Origin of the sequence: Streptomyces sp. NA04227, assembly GCF_013364195.1 — a bacterium.
Taxonomy (GTDB): domain Bacteria; phylum Actinomycetota; class Actinomycetes; order Streptomycetales; family Streptomycetaceae; genus Streptomyces.
The window spans coordinates 5366740-5385411 of record NZ_CP054918.1; the positions used below are offsets into that span (position 1 = coordinate 5366740).

Consider the following 18672-nt stretch of genomic DNA (forward strand, 5'->3'; position numbering starts at 1 on the left):
CCGCCCGGCGCTGTCACCGGGCGGGGGCGGGGCTCAGGCCGCGCCGGTGAGCTCGTAGCCCGCCTCGTCCACGGCCGCGCGTACCGCCTCCTCGTCGAGCGGCGCCGCGGAGACGACCGTAACGGTGCCCGCCGAGGCCGAGGCCACGGCCGAGGTCACCCCGGCGAGCGCGGAGATCTCGGCGGCCACGGCGCCCTCGCAGTGTCCGCAGGTCATCCCGCTGACACGGTAGACGGCCGTCACGCCCGCGGCGCCCTGGTCCTGGCAGCTGCCCGCCGAGGCGGACCCGCCACAGCAGGAGCCGGAAGCGGTCGCGGCGGTCTCGGTCTGAGCGGTCATGTCGTTCTCCTCGGTTCTCGGCGAGGCCGGTCGGCGCTCTGTCCGGCGTACGGGCGCGGCGCCACGCGGCCGGCACCGCTTCCGCACCGCTCCAGGACTGGCTCGAAGCGTGCGGTGCCGCGCCACGTGGGCGCACGCCACAGGCGTAGCGTGCGGGGAGCGGCCCGTTTCCGTGCCCTCTCCACGCTCCTTACGTTATACCCCTGGGGGGTATAAATCCAAGCGATGCGGCCCGTTGGCGCCCGACCATTTCGCCGGTCGCTTCACAGGGTGTGCGGGTACGCGCGCTGCGTACGTGAGGTGAGGCCCGTCGTAGCCAACCGCGCACCCCGTGAAGGCGGCGCCCGCCCTGGGGCATGCGAAAGCCCCGCCGCCGGATCTTCGGCGACGGGGCTCGCGGCGCGCTCGGCGCGAACGTAGGGGTGGGTTCCTCACCTGCCGCGGCGGTTGCCCGGCCGGGCGGCGGCCCATCTGCGGACCGTGTCCGCGTACCAGTAGGGCCTCCCGCCCTCGACGTGATCGGGTGCGGGCAGCAGTCCGTGCTTGCGGTAGGAGCGCACCGTGTCCGGCTGTACACGGATGTGCGCGGCGATGTCCTTGTACGACCAGAGCCTGCGGTCCGTCATCTGCACCTCCATTGCGCGCGTCGGCAGCGGACCGTGTGGACCGCCGGTGGAGCCGGACGCGCGGGTGATCTTCAGCCTCCGCCCGGTCAACGACGCGGCCCGGCGCCGGTCGGGCCCTGTCGGCGCTGTGTGACCCAAAACCCGCGTAGGCGTGACAGTTGTGACCAAAGGCGGGCTTCTGTGACGAGAGTGATGCGAAGTGCCCCGGGGCGGAGTGGCGTTCGGGCATGCGTCGGGGGCCCGGCTCAACTACCGGGCCGCACCGCGTGGTTCACCGCGTCCGGACCACCAGGGTCACCAGGGGCGCGCGCGGCGACAGGGCCTCAGGCCCCGCACCCCCGCAGATACGCCCGTGTCCGGCGGGCGATCGGCTCCGGGCGGTCCGGCTCGCACGGGTACATGTCCTGCTCGACGATGGCGAACAGGTCGACGTCGAGCCGCTGGGCCGCCTGGAGTACGGGTTCCAGTGCGGGCACCCCGGACGGCGGCTCGCACATCACGCCCCGGGCCACCGCGGGCCCGAACGGCAGCTGTTCGGCGTGTACTTGGGCCAGGACGGCCGGGTCGACCTGCTTGAGGTGCAGATAGCCGATGCGCTCGCCGTAGGTCTCGATGAGCCGCACGCTGTCGCCGCCGCAGTAGGCGTAGTGCCCGGTGTCCAGGCACAGCGAGACCAGTTCCGGGTCGGTCGCGTCGAGGAAGCGGGTGACGTTCTCCTCGGTGTCGACATGGGTGTCCGCGTGCGGATGCACCACGGTGCGCAGTCCGTACCGTTCGCCGACCTCCCGTGCGAGCCGCTCCGTCTGCGCCGCCAGCGTGCGCCACTGCTCGGCGGTGAGCGTCCGCTCCTCCAGGACCTCGCCGGTCTTGTCGTCACGCCAGAAGGACGGGATGAGGACGAGGTGACCGGCCCCGGAGGCCTCGGCCAGCGCGGCGACCGAGGACACGTGCCGCCAGGTCGCGTCCCACACCTCGGGCCCCCGGTGCAGCCCCGCGAACACGGTCCCCGCGGACACCTTCAGGCCCCGGCTGCCCGTCTCCTCGGCCAGCCGTGCGGGGTCGGTGGGCAGATAGCCGTACGGACCCAGCTCGATCCATTCGTACCCGGTCGCCGCCACCTCGTCCAGGAAACGCCGCCAGGGCACCTGCCGTGGATCGTCGGCGAACCACACACCCCAGGAGTCGGGGGCCGAACCGATCCGGATACGCGACAGGGTCGTCATGCCCGCCAGCGTCACCGGGCGCCGAGCGGAGTGTCAAGAAGCCCTGCCCGCGGCGGCCCGCCACCCCGTGCCTTGGCCGGGAGACTCTTCTCCCTCCGGACGTCCGGTTGTCAGGACAGGTGTGCCCCGCCGTGCTTTGGTGGAGGCCGGAGCGCGTACGCGGGCGCGCGCGTGGGCAGGGGTTGCGCCGGTGCGCGCCCGGACGCGGGCGGGCCGGAACAGGGGAAGGGAAGCACTGGTGGGCGACGGGCACGACCACAACCTGGAAGCAGGGGCAGTCAGCGAGGAGAAATCCTCCGAGGCCGCCCCCTTCGATGTCCTGACCATGGGCCGGGTCGGCGTGGACCTGTACCCGCTCCAGTCCGGGGTACCGCTCGCCGAGGTGAGCACCTTCGGCAAGTTCCTCGGCGGCTCGCCCACCAACGTGGCCGTGGCCGCCGCCCGCCTCGGCCGCCGCACCGCGGTGATCACCCGGACCGGCGCGGACGCCTTCGGCCGCTACGTGCGCCGGGCGCTCGGCGAGTTCGGCGTGGACGACCGCTGGGTCACCGAGGTGCCCGGGCTGCCCACTCCGGTCACCTTCTGCGAGATCTTCCCGCCGGACGACTTCCCGCTCTGGTTCTACCGGCAGCCCAAGGCCCCGGACCTCGAAATCCACCCGTACGAAATGGACTTGGCCGCCGTGACCGAGGCGCGGGTGTTCTGGGTGACGGGCACCGGCCTGTGCGAGGAGCCGAGCCGTACGGCGACCCTGGCCGCGCTCGCCCACCGCGACCGGCGCGGCATCACCGTCTTCGACCTCGACTGGCGCCCCATGTTCTGGCGCTCGGAGCCCACCGCGGTGTACGCCGAGGCCCTCGGCGGGGCCACCGTCGCGGTCGGCAATCTGGACGAGGTGGAGATCGCCACCGGCGAACGCGACCCCGAGCGCGCCGCGCGCGCCCTGCTCGCCGCCGGACCCGAACTCGCCGTGGTCAAACAGGGCCCCAAGGGCGTCCTCGCGCTGCATGCCTCCGGCGCCCGCGCCGAGGTCCCGCCGCTGCCGGTCACCGTGGTCAACGGGCTCGGCGCGGGCGACGCCTTCGGCGGTGCGCTGTGCCACGGGCTGCTGTCCGGCTGGGAGTTGGAGCGGACCATGCGCTACGCGAACGCCGCGGGCGCCATCGTCGCCGGACGGCTGGAGTGCTCCTCCGCGATGCCGCGCGACGAGGAGGTCGCGGCGGCCCTCGCGGCGGGGGAGGTCCGGTGAGTCGGCCGGGGACGCGGGTCCGTCGGTGGCACGGTGGGGCCCTGGCTCCCGCTCGCGGACAGCGGCCGACCGCGACCGCGGGCCGATGACGGGAGAAAGCACGACCGGCGAGGAGTGGGGGACAGGTGACTGGAGGTAGGAGATACCCATGAGCGACGCCCGGCCCCGGCTCCATCTCCCGCGCGGCACCGCCGCCGACGGCCCGTACGAGCTGAGCATCGGGCCCGGGGCGCCGGGCGCCGAGTACACGGCACTGCGGGTACTGCGGCTGCCGCCCGGCGGCACCCATGAGTTCGCGAGCGGCGACTGCGAGTGGATCGTGCTGCCGCTGGCGGGCGGCTGTGTGGTCGACATGGACGGCGTGAGCTTCGAACTCACGGGCAGACAAGGCGTGTTCGCGAGCCCGAGCGACTTCGCCTATGTGCCACGCGACACCGGGGCACAGCTGCACAGCAGGGCGGGCGGCCGCTTCGCCCTGGCCGGGGCGCGCTGCGAGCGACGACTCACGCCGCGCTACGCGCCAGCCGCCGCGGTCCCCCCGGAGGAACGCGGCTCGGGCCAATGCGCCCGCCAGGTACGCGGGTTCGCCGCCGCGGACGCCTTCGACTGCGACCGGCTGATCGCCGTGGAGGTGCTCACCCCGGCCGGACACTGGTCCTCCTACCCGCCGCACAAGCACGACGAGGAACGCCCCGGCGTCGAGACCCGGCTCGAGGAGATCTACTACTTCGCCATCGAGGGCGCGCACGGCCTCGGCTACCAGCGGATCTCGCCCTCCCGTCCGGGCGGCAGCGACCTGCTCGCCGAGGTCCGGGACGGCGACGCGGTGCTGGTCCCCGACGGCTGGCACGGCCCCTCGATCGCGGAGCCCGGCCACGCCATGTACTACCTGAACGTCATGGCGGGCCCGGGCCCCGAACGCGCCTGGCGCATCTGCTTCCACCCCGACCACGAGGAGGGCTACCGGTGACCGGCACCCGCAGACTGACCGTCGCACAGGCCCTGATCGCCTTTCTGGCACGGCAGTTCACCGAACGGGACGGCGTACGCCACCGGCTGATCAAAGCCACCTGGGGCATCTTCGGACACGGCAACGTCGCGGGACTGGGCCAGGCCCTGGTCGAGTACCCGGACCTGATGCCCTTCCACCAGGGCCGCAACGAACAGGCGATGGTGCACGCCGCAGTCGGTCACGCCCGCCAGAGCGGCAGGCTGAGCACCCACGCGGTCACCACCTCCATCGGCCCCGGCGCCACCAACCTGGTCACCGGGGCGGCCCTGGCCACCATCAACCGCCTGCCGGTGCTCCTGCTGCCCGGCGACACCTTCGCGACCCGCCCCGCCGATCCGGTACTGCAACAGCTCGAAGTCCCTTACGCGGGCGACGTGTCGGTCAACGACTGCCTGCGCCCCGTCTCCCGCTACTTCGACCGGATCACCCGCCCCGAGGCCCTCGTCCCGGCCGCGCTCGCCGCGATGCGGGTCCTGACCGACCCCGCCGAGACCGGGGCCGTCACCCTGGCCCTCCCACAGGACGTCCAGACCGAGGCCCACGACTGGCCCGAGGACTTCTTCACCGAGCGCGTCTGGCACATCCGCCGCCCCGCCCCCGATCCGGCCGAACTCGGCGCCGCCGTACGGGAGTTGCGGGCCGCACGGCGTCCGCTGATCGTGGCGGGCGGCGGAGTGCGGCACAGCGGCGCCGAGGCCGCGCTCGCCGCCTTCGCCGAGTCGACCGGCATCCCCGTCGCGGTCACCCAGGCGGGCAAGGGCTCCCTGCTCCACGACCACCCCCGCGACCTCGGCGGCCTCGGCCACACCGGCACCGCCGCCGCCAACGAACTCGCCCGCACCGCCGACCTGTTGCTCGGCATCGGCACTCGCTGGACCGACTTCACCACCGCCTCCGGCACCCTCTTCACCGCCCCCGGCGCCCGCTTCGTCAACCTCAACATCGCGCCCTTCGACGCACACAAGATGAGCGGCACGACCCTGATCGCCGACGCCCGCACGGGACTTGAGGCACTCGCCGAAGCCCTCCCCGGACACCGCGTCGACGAGTCGTACGCAGCCGCCTGCACAACTGCCAAGCAACAGTGGGAACTTCGCGTCGACGAGGCCTACGCGGCCCCCGACCTCAGCGCCGCACCCACCCAGACCCAGGTACTCGGCGGCCTCGACAGCCTGCTCGGCCCCGAGGACATCCTGATCAACGCCGCCGGCTCACTCCCCGGCGACCTGCACAAACTCTGGCGCCCCCGCTCCCACGACCAGTACCACGTCGAGTACGGCTACTCCTGCATGGGCTACGAGATCCCCGCCGCGATCGGCGTCCGGCTCGCCGCCCCGGCCCGCCCGGTCTGGGCGCTGGTGGGCGACGGCACGTACCTGATGATGCCCACCGAACTGGTCACCGCCGTCCAACTCGGCCTGCCCATCAAGGTGGTTGTCCTCCAGAACCACGGCTACGCCTCCATCGGCGGCCTCTCCAGGTCGGTCGGCGCCGAGGGATTCGGCACCGCCTACCGCTTCCGCGCCCCCGACGGCACCTACACCGGCGACCCTCTCCCCGTAGACCTCGCCGCCAACGCCGCCAGCCTCGGCCTGCGCGTACTCCGCGCCACCACCGTCGCCGAGCTGCGCACCGCCCTCGCCACCGCGCGTGCGGCGAGCGAGCCGACCTGTGTGTACGTGGAGACGGCGCCGGACCCGGGCACGGGCCCCGGCAGCGTGCCACCCGCCGAGGCCTGGTGGGACGTACCGGTGGCTCAGACGGCGAGCCGTCCGGAGGCGGTACGGGCCAGGGAGGAGTACGAGCGGCGGGTGGGGGGTCGGCGGTGGGCGTTGGGGTGAGGGGCGGCCGCACGAGCACCGTGCGCCTTGCGTGAGCCAACGAGCCGGACAGACGGGTTAGTTGAACGAGCCGTACGAGCCGTACGAACTGAGCGAGCCGAACGAACTGAACGAGCTGAAGGAGAGGCCGAGATGGCGGAGACGATCGTGGGCCACTGGATCGGAGGCAAGCCTGTGGCGGCGAGTTCCGCCGCGCGTACGGGCCCCCTGACCGACCCCGCGACCGGCAGGGTGACCGGGCGGGTGGCCTTCGCCGAGGTGGCGGAGGTGGACGCGGCGGTGGCCACGGCCAAGGAGGCGTACGGGAGTTGGGGCACGTCCTCGCTCGCGCAGCGCACCTCGGTCCTGTTCGCCTTCCGGGCGCTGCTGGACGCGCACCGCGACCAACTGGCCGCGCTGATCACGGCGGAACACGGCAAGGTGCACTCCGACGCTCTCGGCGAGGTGGCGCGCGGCCTGGAGATCGTCGAGCTGGCGTGCGGGATCACGACGCAGCTCAAGGGCGAGCTGTCCACGCAGGTCTCCAGCGGTGTGGACGTGGCCGCGATCCGGCAGCCGCTCGGCGTCGTGGCGGGCATCACGCCGTTCAACTTCCCCGCCATGGTGCCGATGTGGATGTTCCCCATGGCGATCGCCTGCGGCAACACCTTCGTCCTCAAGCCGAGCGAGAAGGACCCCTCGCCCTCCCTCCTGCTCGCCGAACTCCTGGACCGTGCGGGCCTGCCGGGCGGAGTGTTCAACGTCGTCCAGGGCGACCGCGTCGCCGTCGACCGCCTCCTGGAACACCCGGACGTAGCGGCCGTTTCCTTCGTGGGCTCCACACCCGTGGCCCGGCACATCCACGCCACGGCCTCGTCAAACGGCAAGCGGGTACAGGCACTTGGCGGCGCCAAGAACCACATGATGGTCCTGCCCGACGCCGACCTGGACGCGGCGGCGGACGCCGCGGTCTCGGCGGCCTACGGTTCGGCGGGGGAGCGCTGCATGGCCGTCTCGGCGGTGGTGGCGGTCGGCGCTTCCGGCGACCAACTGGTCGCGAAGATCAAGGAACGCGCGGCCAAGGTCCGTATCGGCCCCGGCACCGACCCCGACTCCGAGATGGGCCCGCTGATCACCGCCGCCCACCGCGACAAGGTGGCCGGGTACGTCCGGGACGCGGCGGCCCAGGGCAGCGAAGTCGTCCTGGACGGACGGGACTTCACCGTCGAGGGCCACGAGGGCGGCCACTGGCTCGGCCTGTCCCTCCTGGACCGCGTACCGGTCACCGCCGACGCCTACCGCGACGAGATCTTCGGCCCCGTCCTGTGCGTCCTGCGCGCCGAGACCTACGAGGAGGGCCTCGCCCTCATCAACTCCTCGCCCTACGGCAACGGTTCGGCCATCTTCACCCGCGACGGCGCCGCCGCCCGCCGTTTCCAACTCGAAGTCCACACCGGCATGGTCGGCGTCAACGTCCCCATCCCCGTCCCCGTCGGCTACCACTCCTTCGGCGGCTGGAAGGACTCCCTCTTCGGCGACCATCACGTCTACGGCAACGACGGCACCCACTTCTACACCCGGGGCAAGGTCGTCACGACGCGCTGGGGGGATCCGGCGGCGGGGGCGGTGGGGGTGGATCTGGGGTTTCCTCGGCATGAGTGACCGGGGGGTTGCCACCGCGAGCGGCGCCGTGACTGCCCGCGCCCGACCGCGACCACCCGATTTCGCCCCCGGCGCAACGCCACCACCTTCCCTGCGGGCGTCGGCCTCCTAACCTGGAGAGGTGAGCAGCCCTGCGCCCAACTCGGCCCGTGTCATCGCGCTGCGTCCTCTGGCGGCGGCGCCAGTCGGCCTGCCTCAGGCGCCCGGGGGCGGCAGACGGTCGGTGAAGGAACCGTTGTGGCGGCACATCGTCGGGGGTGTGTTGCGGCGGGAGCGGCTCGCTCAGGGGCGCACCCTCAAGGATGTGGCCGACGCGGCGCGGATCTCGATGCCGTACCTCTCCGAGCTGGAGCGCGGACGTAAAGAGGCGTCCTCCGAGGTTCTCGCCGCCGCCGCGCAGGCGCTCGGCCTGGGCCTTGCCGACCTGCTCGCCCTGACGCACGGTGAACTCCTGCGTCTCGCCCGCGCGAAGGCGACGCCGCTGGCGAAGCCGAGGCAGCGGCCCAGGAGCGTCAACGGGCTTGCCGGGGTTGGCGTGCGGGATGCCGCGACGGTCGCGGGGACGGTCACCGGTGACGCGGCCGAGGCCGCACCGGACGAAGACGAAGAGGCGGGCGAGGGCCCGGCGCGCGGTGTCGGTGTGGCCGATCCGCTCGCGGACGGGCAGGACGAGCAGCTCCCGGCAGGCGACGAGGGTCAGGTCGGCGGCGGGGACCTGGAGGGCATCGACGGCGATGACCTGGAGGGTGCGGAGCCCGCGTCCACGGAGGGGGCGGGGGCGCCGGCCGCGCCGATCGAGACGGACGGTGCGGTGGCCTCGTACGTAACGGAGTTGGGCGGGCGTCGGGCCGCGGGGCGGTCGATCCTCGACCGGGCTGCCGACCGTTCCGATTCCCTCGGTTCCTCGGGTTCCTCGGGTTCCTCGGATTGCTCAGATCTGCCCGATTCCTGGGATCTTGCGGATCGAGTCGAGCGGACCGCTCCGCACCACGGCGCCGTACTGCTCGCGCTGCGCGGCGAGGTACCGCTCGCCGCCTGAGGCGCGCGACTGTCCCGTCACCCGTCACCCGCGGGCCTCTCACCTCGCGGCGTACGGCGACGCCGCGGGGAGTTCCACCGTGATGCGGATTCCGCCGGTGGGGCGTGGGGTCAGGGTGAGAGTTCCGTCGTGTGCCTGGGTGATGGTTTTGACGATGGCCAGGCCGAGGCCGACTCCCGCATGGTCGGTGTGGACGCGCTCGGTGCCGCGCTGGAAAGGCTCGGTGAGGGTCGAGAGCAGGTGGGGAGTGAGCTGCTCGCCGGTGTTCTCCACGGTGAAGACGACGGTGTGGGGGCGGATGCCGGTGTGGACCCACACGTGGCCGCCTTCGGGCAGGTTGTGGACGATCGCGTTCTGTACGAGGTTCGTGGTCAGCTGGAGCAGGAGCGTCGGCGATCCGCTCGTGAGGGCGATGTCGCCGCTGGTTTCGAGGGTGACGCCGTGCTTTTCCGCGAGAGGGAGGAGCGTTTCGGTGGCTTCTTCGGCCATGAGGGACAGGTCGACGTGTTCGCGGGTGAAGGCCCGCTGCTCGGCGCGGCTGAGCAGGAGCAGTGCCTCGGTGAGGTCGATGGCCCGGGTGTTGACGGTGTGGAGGCGCTCGACGAGCTCGCCGGTGTCGTGGTGCGGATCGGTGCGGGCCACGTCGATGAGCGACTTCGAGATCGCCAGCGGGGTGCGCAGCTCGTGAGAGGCGTTGGCCGCGAACCTGCGCTGCTCCGCGACGTGCGATTCGAGCCGTACGAGCATCGTGTCGAAGGCGTCGGCGAGTTCACGGAACTCGTCCTCGCGGCCCGGCAGTTGAATGCGATGGGAGAGTGACCCGTTCGCGGCCGTGCGGGTCGCGTGCGTGATGCGGTTCAGCGGGGCGAGCATGCGGCCGGCGAGGAACCACCCTCCGACGAGGCCGAACACCAGCAGGAACAGCATCGTGGTCGACGCGATCGGCGCGAAGTCGCGTACGACGGACAGGCTGTAGCCGGGTTCGAAGACGAGCCCGACGTGCTTCACACGCGTCAGGAACCACCACCCGGCGACGAGCATCAGGGCTCCGGCCACCATGACGAATCCGGTGTAGCTGAGGGTGAGTTTGAGGCGCACGCTCAGCCCGGGCCGCCTACCCACGGCTCCCTCCCTCGCTTTCGGCGCCGGGGGCTGTGTCGATGCGGTAGCCGACGCCCGGCACGGTGACGATGAGCCAGGGTTCGCCGAGACGCTTGCGCAGGGCCGAGACGGTGATGCGTACGGCGTTGGTGAACGGGTCGGCGTTCTCGTCCCACGCGCGTTCCAGGAGCTCTTCGGCGCTGACGACGCCTCCTTCGGCGGCGACGAGGACTTCGAGCACGGCGAACTGTTTCCGGGTGAGCGCGACGTAGCGGTCGTCGCGGTAGACCTCGCGGCGGAAGGGATCCAGCCGCAGACCGGCGATCTCCCGTACGGGGGGCCTGTTGTGCGCCCGCCTGCGGTCGAGTGCCCTGAGCCGCATGACGAGTTCACGGAGTTCGAACGGTTTGGTGAGGTAGTCGTCCGCGCCGAGTTCGAACCCGGAGGCCTTGTCGTCGAGTCGGTCGGCAGCGGTCAGCATGAGGATCGGCATGCCGCTGCCGGAGGCGACGATGCGGCTGGCGATCTCGTCGCCGGACGGTCCGGGGATGTCGCGGTCGAGGATGGCGATGTCGTAGGTGTTGAAGCCGAGCAGCTCCAGAGCGGTGTCGCCGTCACCGGCGATGTCGGCCGCGATCGCCTCCAGACGCAGGCCATCGCGGACGGCTTCGGCCAGGTAGGGCTCGTCCTCGACGATCAAGACACGCATGTTCTCAAGGCTACGAGTCGGCACATATCGTCGGCGTATCGAAAACCGCATACGTGCCGGCAACAGCGCGTTGCCTTCACTGGCGGCGTGACTCGAACCCCAGCATCAGCACGGACAACACCCCGGCGGGTAATGCCCCGGCGGGTTCGCTGGCTGATGGTCGTCGGCCTGACCGTCGGCACAGCGGTGATCGCCGGAGCGGTCCTCGCCCACCAGGCGCCGGAGTCCTCGCACCCCCACCGGTCGTCCGCTGGCGATCCTCTTTCGTCCCGTTCGCCGTCCGCGCCTTCCCCGCCGCTCTCGTTGCCCCGGCGCCCGTCGGGCGCGGGGCCCTCGACGGCGCCCGGAAGCGAGCATCGTGATGCCAGCCCTGGTGATGCCCGTGGTGATGGCCGTGGTGACGGCCCGAGCCAGGCCGACGGGGCCGTCCCCGACGGTGTGACGGTCTTCGACGACGCGATTCCGGCGGTGGCCAACCTCGACCCCGGTCTGCTCAAGGCCCTCCGCCGGGCCGCGAAGGACGCCGCCGCCGAGGGAGTCGAGTTCCAGGTCAACAGCGGCTGGCGTTCCCCGGAGTATCAGGAGCGGCTTCTTCGCGAGGCGGTCTCCACGTACGGGTCCGAGGAAGAGGCCGCGCGATGGGTGGCCACCCCGGCGACGTCTCCTCATGTGTCGGGGGAGGCGGTCGACATCGGGGGCGCCGATGCGACGGCGTGGCTGGCCGGGCACGGCGCCGCGTACGGGCTGTGCCCGATCTACCGGAACGAACCCTGGCACTACGAACTGCGCGCCTACGCGATCGACCGTGGCTGCCCCGGGATGTACGCCGACCCCACCCGGGACCCGCGGATGCGGCGGTGAACGGCTTGCGGGACGCCGTGAACAGCGCGACAGGGCGACCACAGCGCGACAGCAAGACAGTGCGACGACAGCACGGACAGAACGAACAGCACACACAGAACGAACAGCACGGACAGAACGAACAGCATGAAGAGCAGTGAGCGAGGACGGGCGATGACGCAGGTGGAAACGGCGGAGACCGGGAAGGGCGGCGGTCCGGCGGAGACAGGTGCGCCGGGTACCCGAGCCGGTGCCCCGGCGGCCGGAATCGGCGGAACGTGGCGCGCGCGTACGCAACGGGCGATCCGCGTCCTCCGCGTCCTCCGCGTCCTCCGCGTCCTCCGCGTCCTCCGCGTCCTCCGCGAGCCGGAGCCTTGGCAGCGCGGCCTGGTGATCGCGGCGCTGGCCCTCGTGTTGGGCCTGCTCATGCTCTGGCACGCGCGGATCACCGACCGTCGTGGCCTCGGCAGTCTGGTGGAGACCTTCCTGCCGTGGTTCGGCCTGTTCGTCCCGGTGCTGCTTGCCGCCGCGTTGTGGCGCCGTTCCGCCTCCGCCGTGGTCGCGCTGCTGCTGCCGACCTTGGTGTGGCTGAATCTCTTCGGTGGGCTGCTCCGCGACAAGTCCCAGTCGGGCGGTGACCTCACGGTGGTCAGCCACAACGTCGCCGCCGAGAATTCCGACCCGGCCGGTACCGCCCGCGACTTGGCCGCCTCCGGCGCGGACGTACTGGCACTGGAGGAGATCAGTCAGCAGGCCAGGGGCACGTACGAGAGCGAGTTGGCGAAGGCGTACCCGTACCACTCCGTACAGGGCACGGTCGGGTTGTGGAGCAAGCTGCCGCTGTCGGACACCCGGCCGGTCGACACCGAGCAGGACGTCGGGCCGCTGGGGGACGCCAAGCTGGCCGACACCCGGGCGCTGCGCACCACGGTGGCCACCGAGCACGGGCCGCTGGCGGTGTACGTGGCCCACTTGGGGTCCGTACGGATGAGTCCCAGGTCGGGCTTCGGGACGGAGACGCGGGACAGAAACGCCCGGGCGCTCGGCGAGGCCCTCGCCGCCGAGCGGAACGAGCGGGTGGTCCTGCTCGGTGACCTGAACGGGACCATGGACGACCGCGTGTTCGACGCCATCACCTCGCGGATGCGCTCCGTCCAGGACGCGGCCGGGCAGGGCTTCGGCTTCACCTGGCCCGCGGAGTTCCCGGTTGCGCGGATCGACCAGATACTGGTCCGCGGCGTGGAACCGAGGAGCGCGTGGCTGCTGCCGGAGACCGGTAGCGACCACTTGCCGGTGGCGGCCGAAGTGAGCTGGTGAACGTCAACACTGAGTCACAGTTGGCTTCCTGTACCGGGCGGTGCTGCGGTTCGACCGCTTCACGCCGGCCTATTCGCCCGAGGGCCCTGTCATCGACTGGACCGGAGAGTTCGACGCGTGGCTCGATCAACTACGGCCAACGGCCCGCCCTGAGACCGGCGCCCGAAGCATGGGCGCCGGTCTCATGTTGTCGTGTCGCGGCCGCCGCTCGCCCGCATCAGGCACGCCCCCCCCGGGGCAGCGGCTTCAGGTAGCCGCCCCCGGCAGGACCTTCAAGCAGCCGCGTGCCCTGTCCGCTTGCTGAGCACCTCGTCGGCCAGCCCGTAGGCCACCGCCTCGGCGGCCGTGAAGACCTTGTCCCGGTCCATGTCCGCGCGCAGGGTGGCGATGTCGTGGTGGCTGTGGCGGGCCAGGACCTCCTCCACCTGGGAGCGGATCCGGAGCATCTCCTTGGCCTGGATGCTGAGGTCGGCGGCCGTGCCCTGCTGGCCCCCGCTGGCGGGCTGGCGCAGCAGAACCCGGGCGTGCTCCAGGATGAACCGGCGGCCCGGGTCGCCGCCCGCGAGCAGGACGGCGGCGGTCGAGGCGGCCTGCCCGACGCAGAAGGTCGAGATGGGCGCGCCGACGAAGCTCATCGTGTCGTAGATGGCCATGAGCGAGGTGTACGAGCCGCCGGGGGAGTTGATGTAGATCGCGATCTCCCGGTCCGGGGCCGAGGATTCGAGGTGCAGCAGCTGGGCGATGACGACGTTCGCGACGCCGTCGTCGATCTCAGTCCCGAGGAAGATGATCCGCTCGGAGAGCAGGCTGCTGTAGATGTCGTACGCGCGCTCGCCCTGGGTGGTCCGCTGCACGACGGTCGGAATCGTGTACTGGCTCATCTCAGATCCCCGTCTTCCGCCGCGAGCCCGCGGGCCGTACGTCGTCCATGCTCGCCACGACCCCGTCGACCATGCCGTAGGCCTTGGCCTCCTCGGCCGTGAACCAGCGGTCGCGGGCGCCGTCCCGGGCGATGGTCTCCTCGCTCTGGCCGGTGTGCGAGGCGGTGATCCGCTCGATGGTCTTCTTGATGAACTCCAGGTTCTCCGCCTGGATCGCGATGTCGGCGGTGGTGCCGCCGATGCCCCCCGAGGGCTGGTGCATCATGATCCGCGCGTTCGGCAGCGCGAAGCGCTTGCCCGGAGTGCCGACACTGAGCAGGAACTGCCCCATGCTCGCGGCGAATCCCATCACGAGCGTCGAGACGTCGTTGGGGATGAGCTGCATGGTGTCGTAGATGGCGAGCCCGGCGGTCACCGATCCGCCGGGGCTGTTGATGTACAGACTGATGTCGGTACGCGGATCCTCCGCCGACAGCAACAGCATCTGCGCACAGATCCGGTTCGCCGAGACCTCGTCCACCTGCGTACCGAGGAACACGATCCGCTGGTGAAGCAGTTGGGCGGCCAGATGGTCGTCGAACCGGGAAGGCTGCGTGTCGCCCTCCTCGGCCCGGGGGCGCAGGGCTGGGTTCCAGCCCGTGGTGAGTACTGACATGGACCCTCCTCGTGGGTACGGCGCACTCGGCGTCGACGCGTATGTCCACTGTCGGAGAGGGAAGGGCGCGGGGTAAGGCATCTTGGCCTGCGGCAGATTTGCTGAGAGCAGAGGGCGCGGGAGGTGCGGAGGCCGGAGGTTCCCCCCGGCCGGACTCTTCCCTGGACGAGCCGCCGGAGGCGAGGGCAAGACTGCCAACACACCAGCCCTTCGGCGAAAGGGAGTTGAGAGACTTCCGCCATGGGATCTTGGGGCACCTTGGGGCCGGCACTGTTGTCTCTCGCCGGTGTCGCGCTCGGCGCGAGCGGGTCGCTGTTCGGTCAGTACCTCGTCTCGCGGGCGAGCACCCGACAGGTCGAGGTGCAGGAAGCGGCCGCTCACCGCGCGGAACTCAAGGGCGCGGTGCTGAAGTTCCTGAGCGTTGCCGCACGGGTGGAGAAGGTCGCCTTCACGCGCGAGGACGGTGCGGCGGGTGACGAAGCCGCCGGTACGGAGGATCGCGACAACAGGGCCGGTGCCGCCCTCGGTCGACTCGACGAACTAGTCGACGCTGTGTGGCTCGCCCAGGCCGAGATCGACTTGGCCGCCAGGAGCGAGCCCCTGCGGGGCGCCACCTATCGGTATGCGTTCCGCCTCGCCGAGACGGCCCGAGGGGAAACGACCGACGCGTCCGAACTGCGCGGGCCGCAGGTCGAGTTCATGGATGCTGCTTATGGGGACATGTGGCCGGGGTTGCGACGGACGGACGGGCGTCCCGTCACGCCTCGGTGAGACGAACCTTCCGCCTTTGGACACACAGGGCGCCGCTTCACGCGTCGGATACCACCTCGGTCCCCTCCGGAACGCCCGTCGAGCGGCCGGTCCGGTCAAGCCTCTGCAGACGCTGATGCCGCTCCGCCGCCACCCGGAGCAGCAGTTCCTTCAGCTCGTGCCGGGAGCGGCCACGGGTCTTGGTGGCATGGCAATTGGGGCACAGAGCGATCATCTGGCTCGGATGGTCACGTCCGCCCTGAGCCAGGTCCTCGATGTGGTCGACGTCCAGGATGGGCAGGCCTCGGTCGGTGCGGTCCTGGGGCTCGCCGGTGCACCGCGGGTTCTCGCAATGGTCGCCACTGCGCCACAGGACCGCTCTGCGGGCGGCGGGCAACCGTAGCGGACTGTTCCTGCGTTCTTCCCGGCGTCCGGAGCCGTCGGCAGCCTCCCGATTCTCCGCCAGTTGGCACCAGCGGAGATACTGTGCGGCCGTCACCACGGGGTCGTCCTGCCCGCCGAGTTGCTGCTTCTCGTAGGCGTCTTCGGCATCCTCGACGACCGTCTCGAGGTCGAGACGGAGTTCCCGCAGCAGCCAGGACTCGTCGAGGCCGGTGAAGAAGCGGTCGGTAAGTGTGTCGATCAGCGAGGCTCTGGCGAGTCCGGAGACACGCAGCAGCTCGTACGCCGCCGTCGGGAGACCGCCCGTCGGCTGATGTTCCTCGAACCACCGACGCAACTTGGCGTCCCCGTGGGCGACGGGAACCACTCCGGAATGACCCTCGAGCGTCCACAACCCCGCCTGGTAGAGCGCGAGTACTGGGTAGTCCGGGCGGGGTCTCTCGCCGCGCAGGCCATGGCGTCGCAACAGGTCGGTCAACGCCTCGTACGTCTCCTCCCAGCTCAATAGCCGCTGCTCGCCGCGCATCGCGCGGGCGGCGGCCCACAGCAGAGTGATCGGCTGATACAGGCGCGGCTCGGAGGAAGCACGATCCGGGGCGAGGACGCGCACCCGCTCGACGAGGCCATCCACAGTCGGTTCACCGATGGCGGCCAGGCGGACGACCTGATACCCGCGGTCAGCGAGGAGTTTGACGGCGTGATCGCGCCCGCCGGAGAACTCATTGGGAGCCAGCGGCCGTTGCCCCGGCAGGAAACCGTGGGCCGCTCCGACCACGGCCTTCGAGTCGTAGTGCCTGCCGTCCTTCACCAGGAAGTACGTCTTGGCCGGTTGGAAGTCGTACTGCGCCAGAAAGGAATCCCTCCCCAGCCGGTCGCACTCCGCGAGTGCCTGATCGATCTCTGTCCTGCCGATGTCACTCAACGCCACGACCACACGGTAACCGGGGGCTCTGACATCGCGAGTCCGATCTGCTTGCTGCGTCTCTCAACCGGCTTACCCGTACGACCTGTTGGCGGCATTGGTTCTGGCGGGTGCTGGCCGAAAAGCCAGGCTTGCCCGCGTGCTCCTGCCCCAGCAGGTTCGGCCGCGCCCGGTGCAGGGAACCCCAGGATCAGAAGTGTGTGGCGATCCTGGGGGGCGGGCTCGGTGACACAGCAGAGGAGTCAAGAACACGACGCCGAGACGATTGCCCTGCTCATGCGTGAGTACGACTCACTCCGGTGCGAGATCTCGGAGCGCGTGGCGGCGAGGATGCAGGTACTGGGATTCTCGGGCGTGATTGCCGCCCTCATCACCACAGGAGGGCTCTCCCCGCACGGGCCCAACCTTTATCTCGGCTGCCTCAGCCTCATCCTCGGTCTGGTCTGGCTGCGGGACACCAACTTGGGCATCCAGCGCATCAGTAGGCACCTTCGAGATGTCGAGGCAGAGGTGAACCGTCTGTCGACGCGCGCCTACGGCAGCAGTCCCCTGTCGTGGGAAACAGCCCGGCACGAGAGCAGACGGACGGAGCGGCCCGCCTGGCGCTTCATCGGGCGCATCGGTGGTTGGACCACGCGTGACTGACCAGTCCCTTGCATCTCGACGCGGTACGGGTGTAGCCGACAGATGAGCGGCCGTCCCTTGTCGGCTCCTGCCTCCGGATCTGACGCTGAACTGGCGCCGCTCCGGCGCCACTTCCGTGCCCCTGCATCCCGCTTCGATGTGGGACCTGGCTGGCGGTCCCTGGTGCTGCGGTGCCATGAGGCGGTCGTTGCGGAGTTCCCCGAGTACGAGCTTCTGGCAGTGAAGCAGAAGTGGGCGGCCCTGGCGTTCCAGGCTTCTCCGCGGCCGTGGAAGCGGGGCGGGAACTGGACGCATGACGAGGCAGACAGGCTCCGTGCACTGGTGGCCGAATTCGCGGTCGCCAGCGAGCACGTCTGCGAACGCTGTGGCAATGCCGGAACGCTCCGTGAAACCCGGCCGATTGAGCTGACCCTCTGCGATGTGTGCGAGTCCGTCGTGGGGCCGGAAGGCCTCCTGTAGGGGCTCGCTCAGCGCTTCAGGAAGCGAGGCTCCGGCCACGTGGTGATCGGCTCGCTGGACGCCGAGTAGATCTCCAGGAGCGAGAGATAACCGTCCTTGGTGAACACCATGACCCCGGCGTCGTCCGGCACGGAGTACCAGGCATCTGCAGCCGGGTTCCCGTGCGCCGGGGCTGGTGGCACCGCCGCGCGGTCCACCGTCAGATCGACTGTCACACAGCCGCAACCGCACCGGTCCGTCACTCGCGCATGCGGAATCTGGGCGCGCAGAGCGCTGCTCACCGGATCGGGACCGGCAAGCAGCGAGTCCAGCGTCGCCGTCGCGTGGGGCGAGAGGGGTTCAGCCATCGGCCTTCGCGACCCCGACCGGGCAGGACACCCCCGTCCCCCCAATCCCGCAGTACCCCGCCGGATTCTTGTCCAAATACTGCTGGTGGTATCCCTCCGCTACGAAAAACTCCCGGCCCTCGGCAGGCAAGATCTCCGTAGTGATCGTGCCGTGGCCCGAGCCGGTCAGGACCTCCTGGTAGCGGGTGCGGGAGGACTCGGCCGCCGTTGCCTGGGCGGGGGTGTGGGTGTAGATCGCCGAGCGGTACTGGGTGCCGACGTCGTTGCCTTGGCGGAAGCCCTGGGTGGGGTTGTGGGACTCCCAGAAGAGCTTCAGGAGGGTTTCGTAGCTGACCTTGGACGGGTCGAAGACGACGCGGACCGCCTCGGTGTGGCCGGTCAGGCCGGAGCAGACCTCTTCGTAGGTGGGGTGGAGGGTGTGGCCGCCTTGGTAGCCGACGAGGGTGGTCCAGACGCCGTCGGTCTGCCAGAACTTGCGTTCCGCGCCCCAGAAGCAGCCCAGGCCGAAGTCCGCGGTCTCGTAGCCCTCGGGGTAGGGGCCGAGCAGCGGGGTGTCGAGGACCGTGTGGCGCTCGGGCACGGTGTACGTGGGCTCGGGTCGTCCCTTCAGCGCCTGGTCGGGGGTCGGGAGCACGGGCGTACGGCCGAACAGCATCTGGTCCTCCTCGGGGTCT

The 18672-nt window shown here is 70.8% G+C and carries 18 protein-coding genes and 1 pseudogene; 9 read left to right on the forward strand and 10 right to left on the reverse strand.

Features of this window, described 5'->3' with window-relative positions:
• Nucleotides 1-33 precede the first annotated feature (33 nt).
• The 3 genes from HUT18_RS22980 to HUT18_RS22990 form a co-directional block, all read right to left on the reverse strand.
• Complete coding sequence (locus HUT18_RS22980; protein ID WP_176102455.1) at nt 34-339, reverse strand: heavy-metal-associated domain-containing protein; 306 nt, start codon at nt 337-339, stop codon at nt 34-36.
• 431 nt (nt 340-770) lie between these two features.
• Nucleotides 771-965, reverse strand: a complete 195-nt coding sequence (locus tag HUT18_RS22985) for an AlpA family transcriptional regulator (protein ID WP_176102456.1) — start codon at nt 963-965, stop codon at nt 771-773.
• 323 nt (nt 966-1288) lie between these two features.
• A complete protein-coding gene (locus HUT18_RS22990) occupies nt 1289-2188 on the reverse strand; it encodes a sugar phosphate isomerase/epimerase (RefSeq protein ID WP_176102457.1) in 900 nt (299 codons plus the stop codon).
• A 262-nt stretch (nt 2189-2450) separates the two neighbouring features.
• Here HUT18_RS22990 and iolC point away from each other — a divergent pair, with 262 nt between their 5' ends.
• From iolC to HUT18_RS23010, 5 genes and pseudogenes are all read left to right on the forward strand, one after another.
• A complete protein-coding gene (iolC, locus tag HUT18_RS22995; protein ID WP_303246585.1) occupies nt 2451-3437 on the forward strand; it encodes a 5-dehydro-2-deoxygluconokinase in 987 nt (328 codons plus the stop codon).
• Nucleotides 3438-3585: 148 nt separating this feature from the next.
• The gene (gene iolB, locus HUT18_RS33315; protein WP_217710512.1) at nt 3586-4407 is read left to right on the forward strand and encodes a 5-deoxy-glucuronate isomerase; all 822 of its coding nucleotides are present in this window, start codon (nt 3586-3588) and stop codon (nt 4405-4407) included.
• Nucleotides 4404-6290 (forward strand): 3D-(3,5/4)-trihydroxycyclohexane-1,2-dione acylhydrolase (decyclizing), encoded by a 1887-nt coding sequence (gene iolD, locus HUT18_RS23000; protein WP_217710513.1) that lies wholly within the window; start codon nt 4404-4406, stop codon nt 6288-6290. Before iolB ends, iolD begins: the two co-directional genes overlap by 4 nt.
• Nucleotides 6291-6422: 132 nt before the next feature.
• The gene (locus tag HUT18_RS23005; protein ID WP_176102459.1) at nt 6423-7931 is read left to right on the forward strand and encodes a CoA-acylating methylmalonate-semialdehyde dehydrogenase; all 1509 of its coding nucleotides are present in this window, start codon (nt 6423-6425) and stop codon (nt 7929-7931) included.
• A gap of 121 nt (nt 7932-8052) precedes the next feature.
• Nucleotides 8053-8394 (forward strand): annotated as a pseudogene (locus HUT18_RS23010) (helix-turn-helix domain-containing protein); the annotation flags it as partial.
• A gap of 615 nt (nt 8395-9009) precedes the next feature.
• Here the strand turns inward: HUT18_RS23010 and HUT18_RS23015 are convergent.
• Nucleotides 9010-10092 (reverse strand): HAMP domain-containing sensor histidine kinase, encoded by a 1083-nt coding sequence (locus tag HUT18_RS23015; RefSeq protein WP_176102460.1) that lies wholly within the window; start codon nt 10090-10092, stop codon nt 9010-9012.
• On the reverse strand, nt 10085-10780 hold the full coding sequence (locus HUT18_RS23020; RefSeq protein ID WP_176102461.1) for a response regulator transcription factor: 696 nt from the start codon (nt 10778-10780) through the stop codon (nt 10085-10087). The genes HUT18_RS23015 and HUT18_RS23020 overlap by 8 nt, the downstream gene beginning before the upstream one ends.
• A 132-nt stretch (nt 10781-10912) precedes the next feature.
• Between HUT18_RS23020 and HUT18_RS23025 the strand changes: the two genes are divergently transcribed.
• Entirely contained in the window at nt 10913-11641 is a 729-nt protein-coding gene (locus tag HUT18_RS23025) for a M15 family metallopeptidase (protein WP_176102462.1), read from the forward strand.
• Between the two features lie 153 nt (nt 11642-11794).
• A complete protein-coding gene (locus tag HUT18_RS23030; protein ID WP_217710514.1) occupies nt 11795-12937 on the forward strand; it encodes an endonuclease/exonuclease/phosphatase family protein in 1143 nt (380 codons plus the stop codon).
• Between the two features lie 272 nt (nt 12938-13209).
• Here HUT18_RS23030 and HUT18_RS23035 read toward each other — a convergent pair whose 3' ends face one another.
• Nucleotides 13210-13818: a ClpP family protease gene (locus HUT18_RS23035; RefSeq protein ID WP_176102464.1), complete on the reverse strand. Its 609-nt coding sequence runs from the start codon at nt 13816-13818 to the stop codon at nt 13210-13212.
• Between the two features lies 1 nt (nt 13819).
• Nucleotides 13820-14473 carry a ClpP family protease gene (locus tag HUT18_RS23040; protein WP_176102465.1) on the reverse strand — a complete coding sequence of 218 codons (654 nt, stop codon included), beginning with the start codon at nt 14471-14473 and terminating at the stop codon, nt 13820-13822.
• A 240-nt stretch (nt 14474-14713) separates the two neighbouring features.
• Here HUT18_RS23040 and HUT18_RS23045 point away from each other — a divergent pair, with 240 nt between their 5' ends.
• Nucleotides 14714-15244: a hypothetical protein gene (locus HUT18_RS23045; RefSeq protein WP_254878762.1), complete on the forward strand. Its 531-nt coding sequence runs from the start codon at nt 14714-14716 to the stop codon at nt 15242-15244.
• Between the two features lie 37 nt (nt 15245-15281).
• Here HUT18_RS23045 and HUT18_RS23050 read toward each other — a convergent pair whose 3' ends face one another.
• Nucleotides 15282-16559, reverse strand: coding sequence for an HNH endonuclease signature motif containing protein (locus HUT18_RS23050; protein WP_176102466.1), 1278 nt, complete (start codon nt 16557-16559; stop codon nt 15282-15284).
• Nucleotides 16560-16772: 213 nt separating this feature from the next.
• Here HUT18_RS23050 and HUT18_RS23055 point away from each other — a divergent pair, with 213 nt between their 5' ends.
• On the forward strand, nt 16773-17192 hold the full coding sequence (locus tag HUT18_RS23055) for a hypothetical protein (protein ID WP_176102467.1): 420 nt from the start codon (nt 16773-16775) through the stop codon (nt 17190-17192).
• Between the two features lie 467 nt (nt 17193-17659).
• Here the strand turns inward: HUT18_RS23055 and HUT18_RS23060 are convergent, their stop codons facing one another.
• Together HUT18_RS23060 and msrA are read right to left on the reverse strand one after the other, a co-directional pair.
• Nucleotides 17660-17998, reverse strand: a complete 339-nt coding sequence (locus tag HUT18_RS23060; protein ID WP_176102468.1) for a hypothetical protein — start codon at nt 17996-17998, stop codon at nt 17660-17662.
• On the reverse strand, nt 17991-18653 hold the full coding sequence (gene msrA / locus HUT18_RS23065; protein WP_176104746.1) for a peptide-methionine (S)-S-oxide reductase MsrA: 663 nt from the start codon (nt 18651-18653) through the stop codon (nt 17991-17993). Before msrA ends, HUT18_RS23060 begins: the two co-directional genes overlap by 8 nt.
• Nucleotides 18654-18672 lie beyond the last annotated feature (19 nt).

Bases quoted from the DNA above. Each gene is read 5' to 3' on its own strand.
- HUT18_RS23045 (WP_254878762.1), top strand. From the start codon at position 14,714: ATGGGATCTTGGGGCACCTTGGGGCCGGCACTGTTGTCTCTCGCCGGT.
- HUT18_RS23060 (WP_176102468.1), bottom strand. From the start codon at position 17,998: ATGGCTGAACCCCTCTCGCCCCACGCGACGGCGACGCTGGACTCGCTG.
- HUT18_RS22980 (WP_176102455.1), bottom strand. From the start codon at position 339: ATGACCGCTCAGACCGAGACCGCCGCGACCGCTTCCGGCTCCTGCTGT.
- HUT18_RS23005 (WP_176102459.1), top strand. From the start codon at position 6,423: ATGGCGGAGACGATCGTGGGCCACTGGATCGGAGGCAAGCCTGTGGCG.
- HUT18_RS23030 (WP_217710514.1), top strand. From the start codon at position 11,795: ATGACGCAGGTGGAAACGGCGGAGACCGGGAAGGGCGGCGGTCCGGCG.
- msrA (WP_176104746.1), bottom strand. From the start codon at position 18,653: ATGCTGTTCGGCCGTACGCCCGTGCTCCCGACCCCCGACCAGGCGCTG.
- HUT18_RS23035 (WP_176102464.1), bottom strand. From the start codon at position 13,818: ATGAGCCAGTACACGATTCCGACCGTCGTGCAGCGGACCACCCAGGGC.
- HUT18_RS23040 (WP_176102465.1), bottom strand. From the start codon at position 14,473: ATGTCAGTACTCACCACGGGCTGGAACCCAGCCCTGCGCCCCCGGGCC.
- HUT18_RS23025 (WP_176102462.1), top strand. From the start codon at position 10,913: ATGCCCCGGCGGGTTCGCTGGCTGATGGTCGTCGGCCTGACCGTCGGC.
- HUT18_RS22990 (WP_176102457.1), bottom strand. From the start codon at position 2,188: ATGACGACCCTGTCGCGTATCCGGATCGGTTCGGCCCCCGACTCCTGG.
- iolB (WP_217710512.1), top strand. From the start codon at position 3,586: ATGAGCGACGCCCGGCCCCGGCTCCATCTCCCGCGCGGCACCGCCGCC.
- HUT18_RS22985 (WP_176102456.1), bottom strand. From the start codon at position 965: ATGACGGACCGCAGGCTCTGGTCGTACAAGGACATCGCCGCGCACATC.
- HUT18_RS23020 (WP_176102461.1), bottom strand. From the start codon at position 10,780: ATGCGTGTCTTGATCGTCGAGGACGAGCCCTACCTGGCCGAAGCCGTC.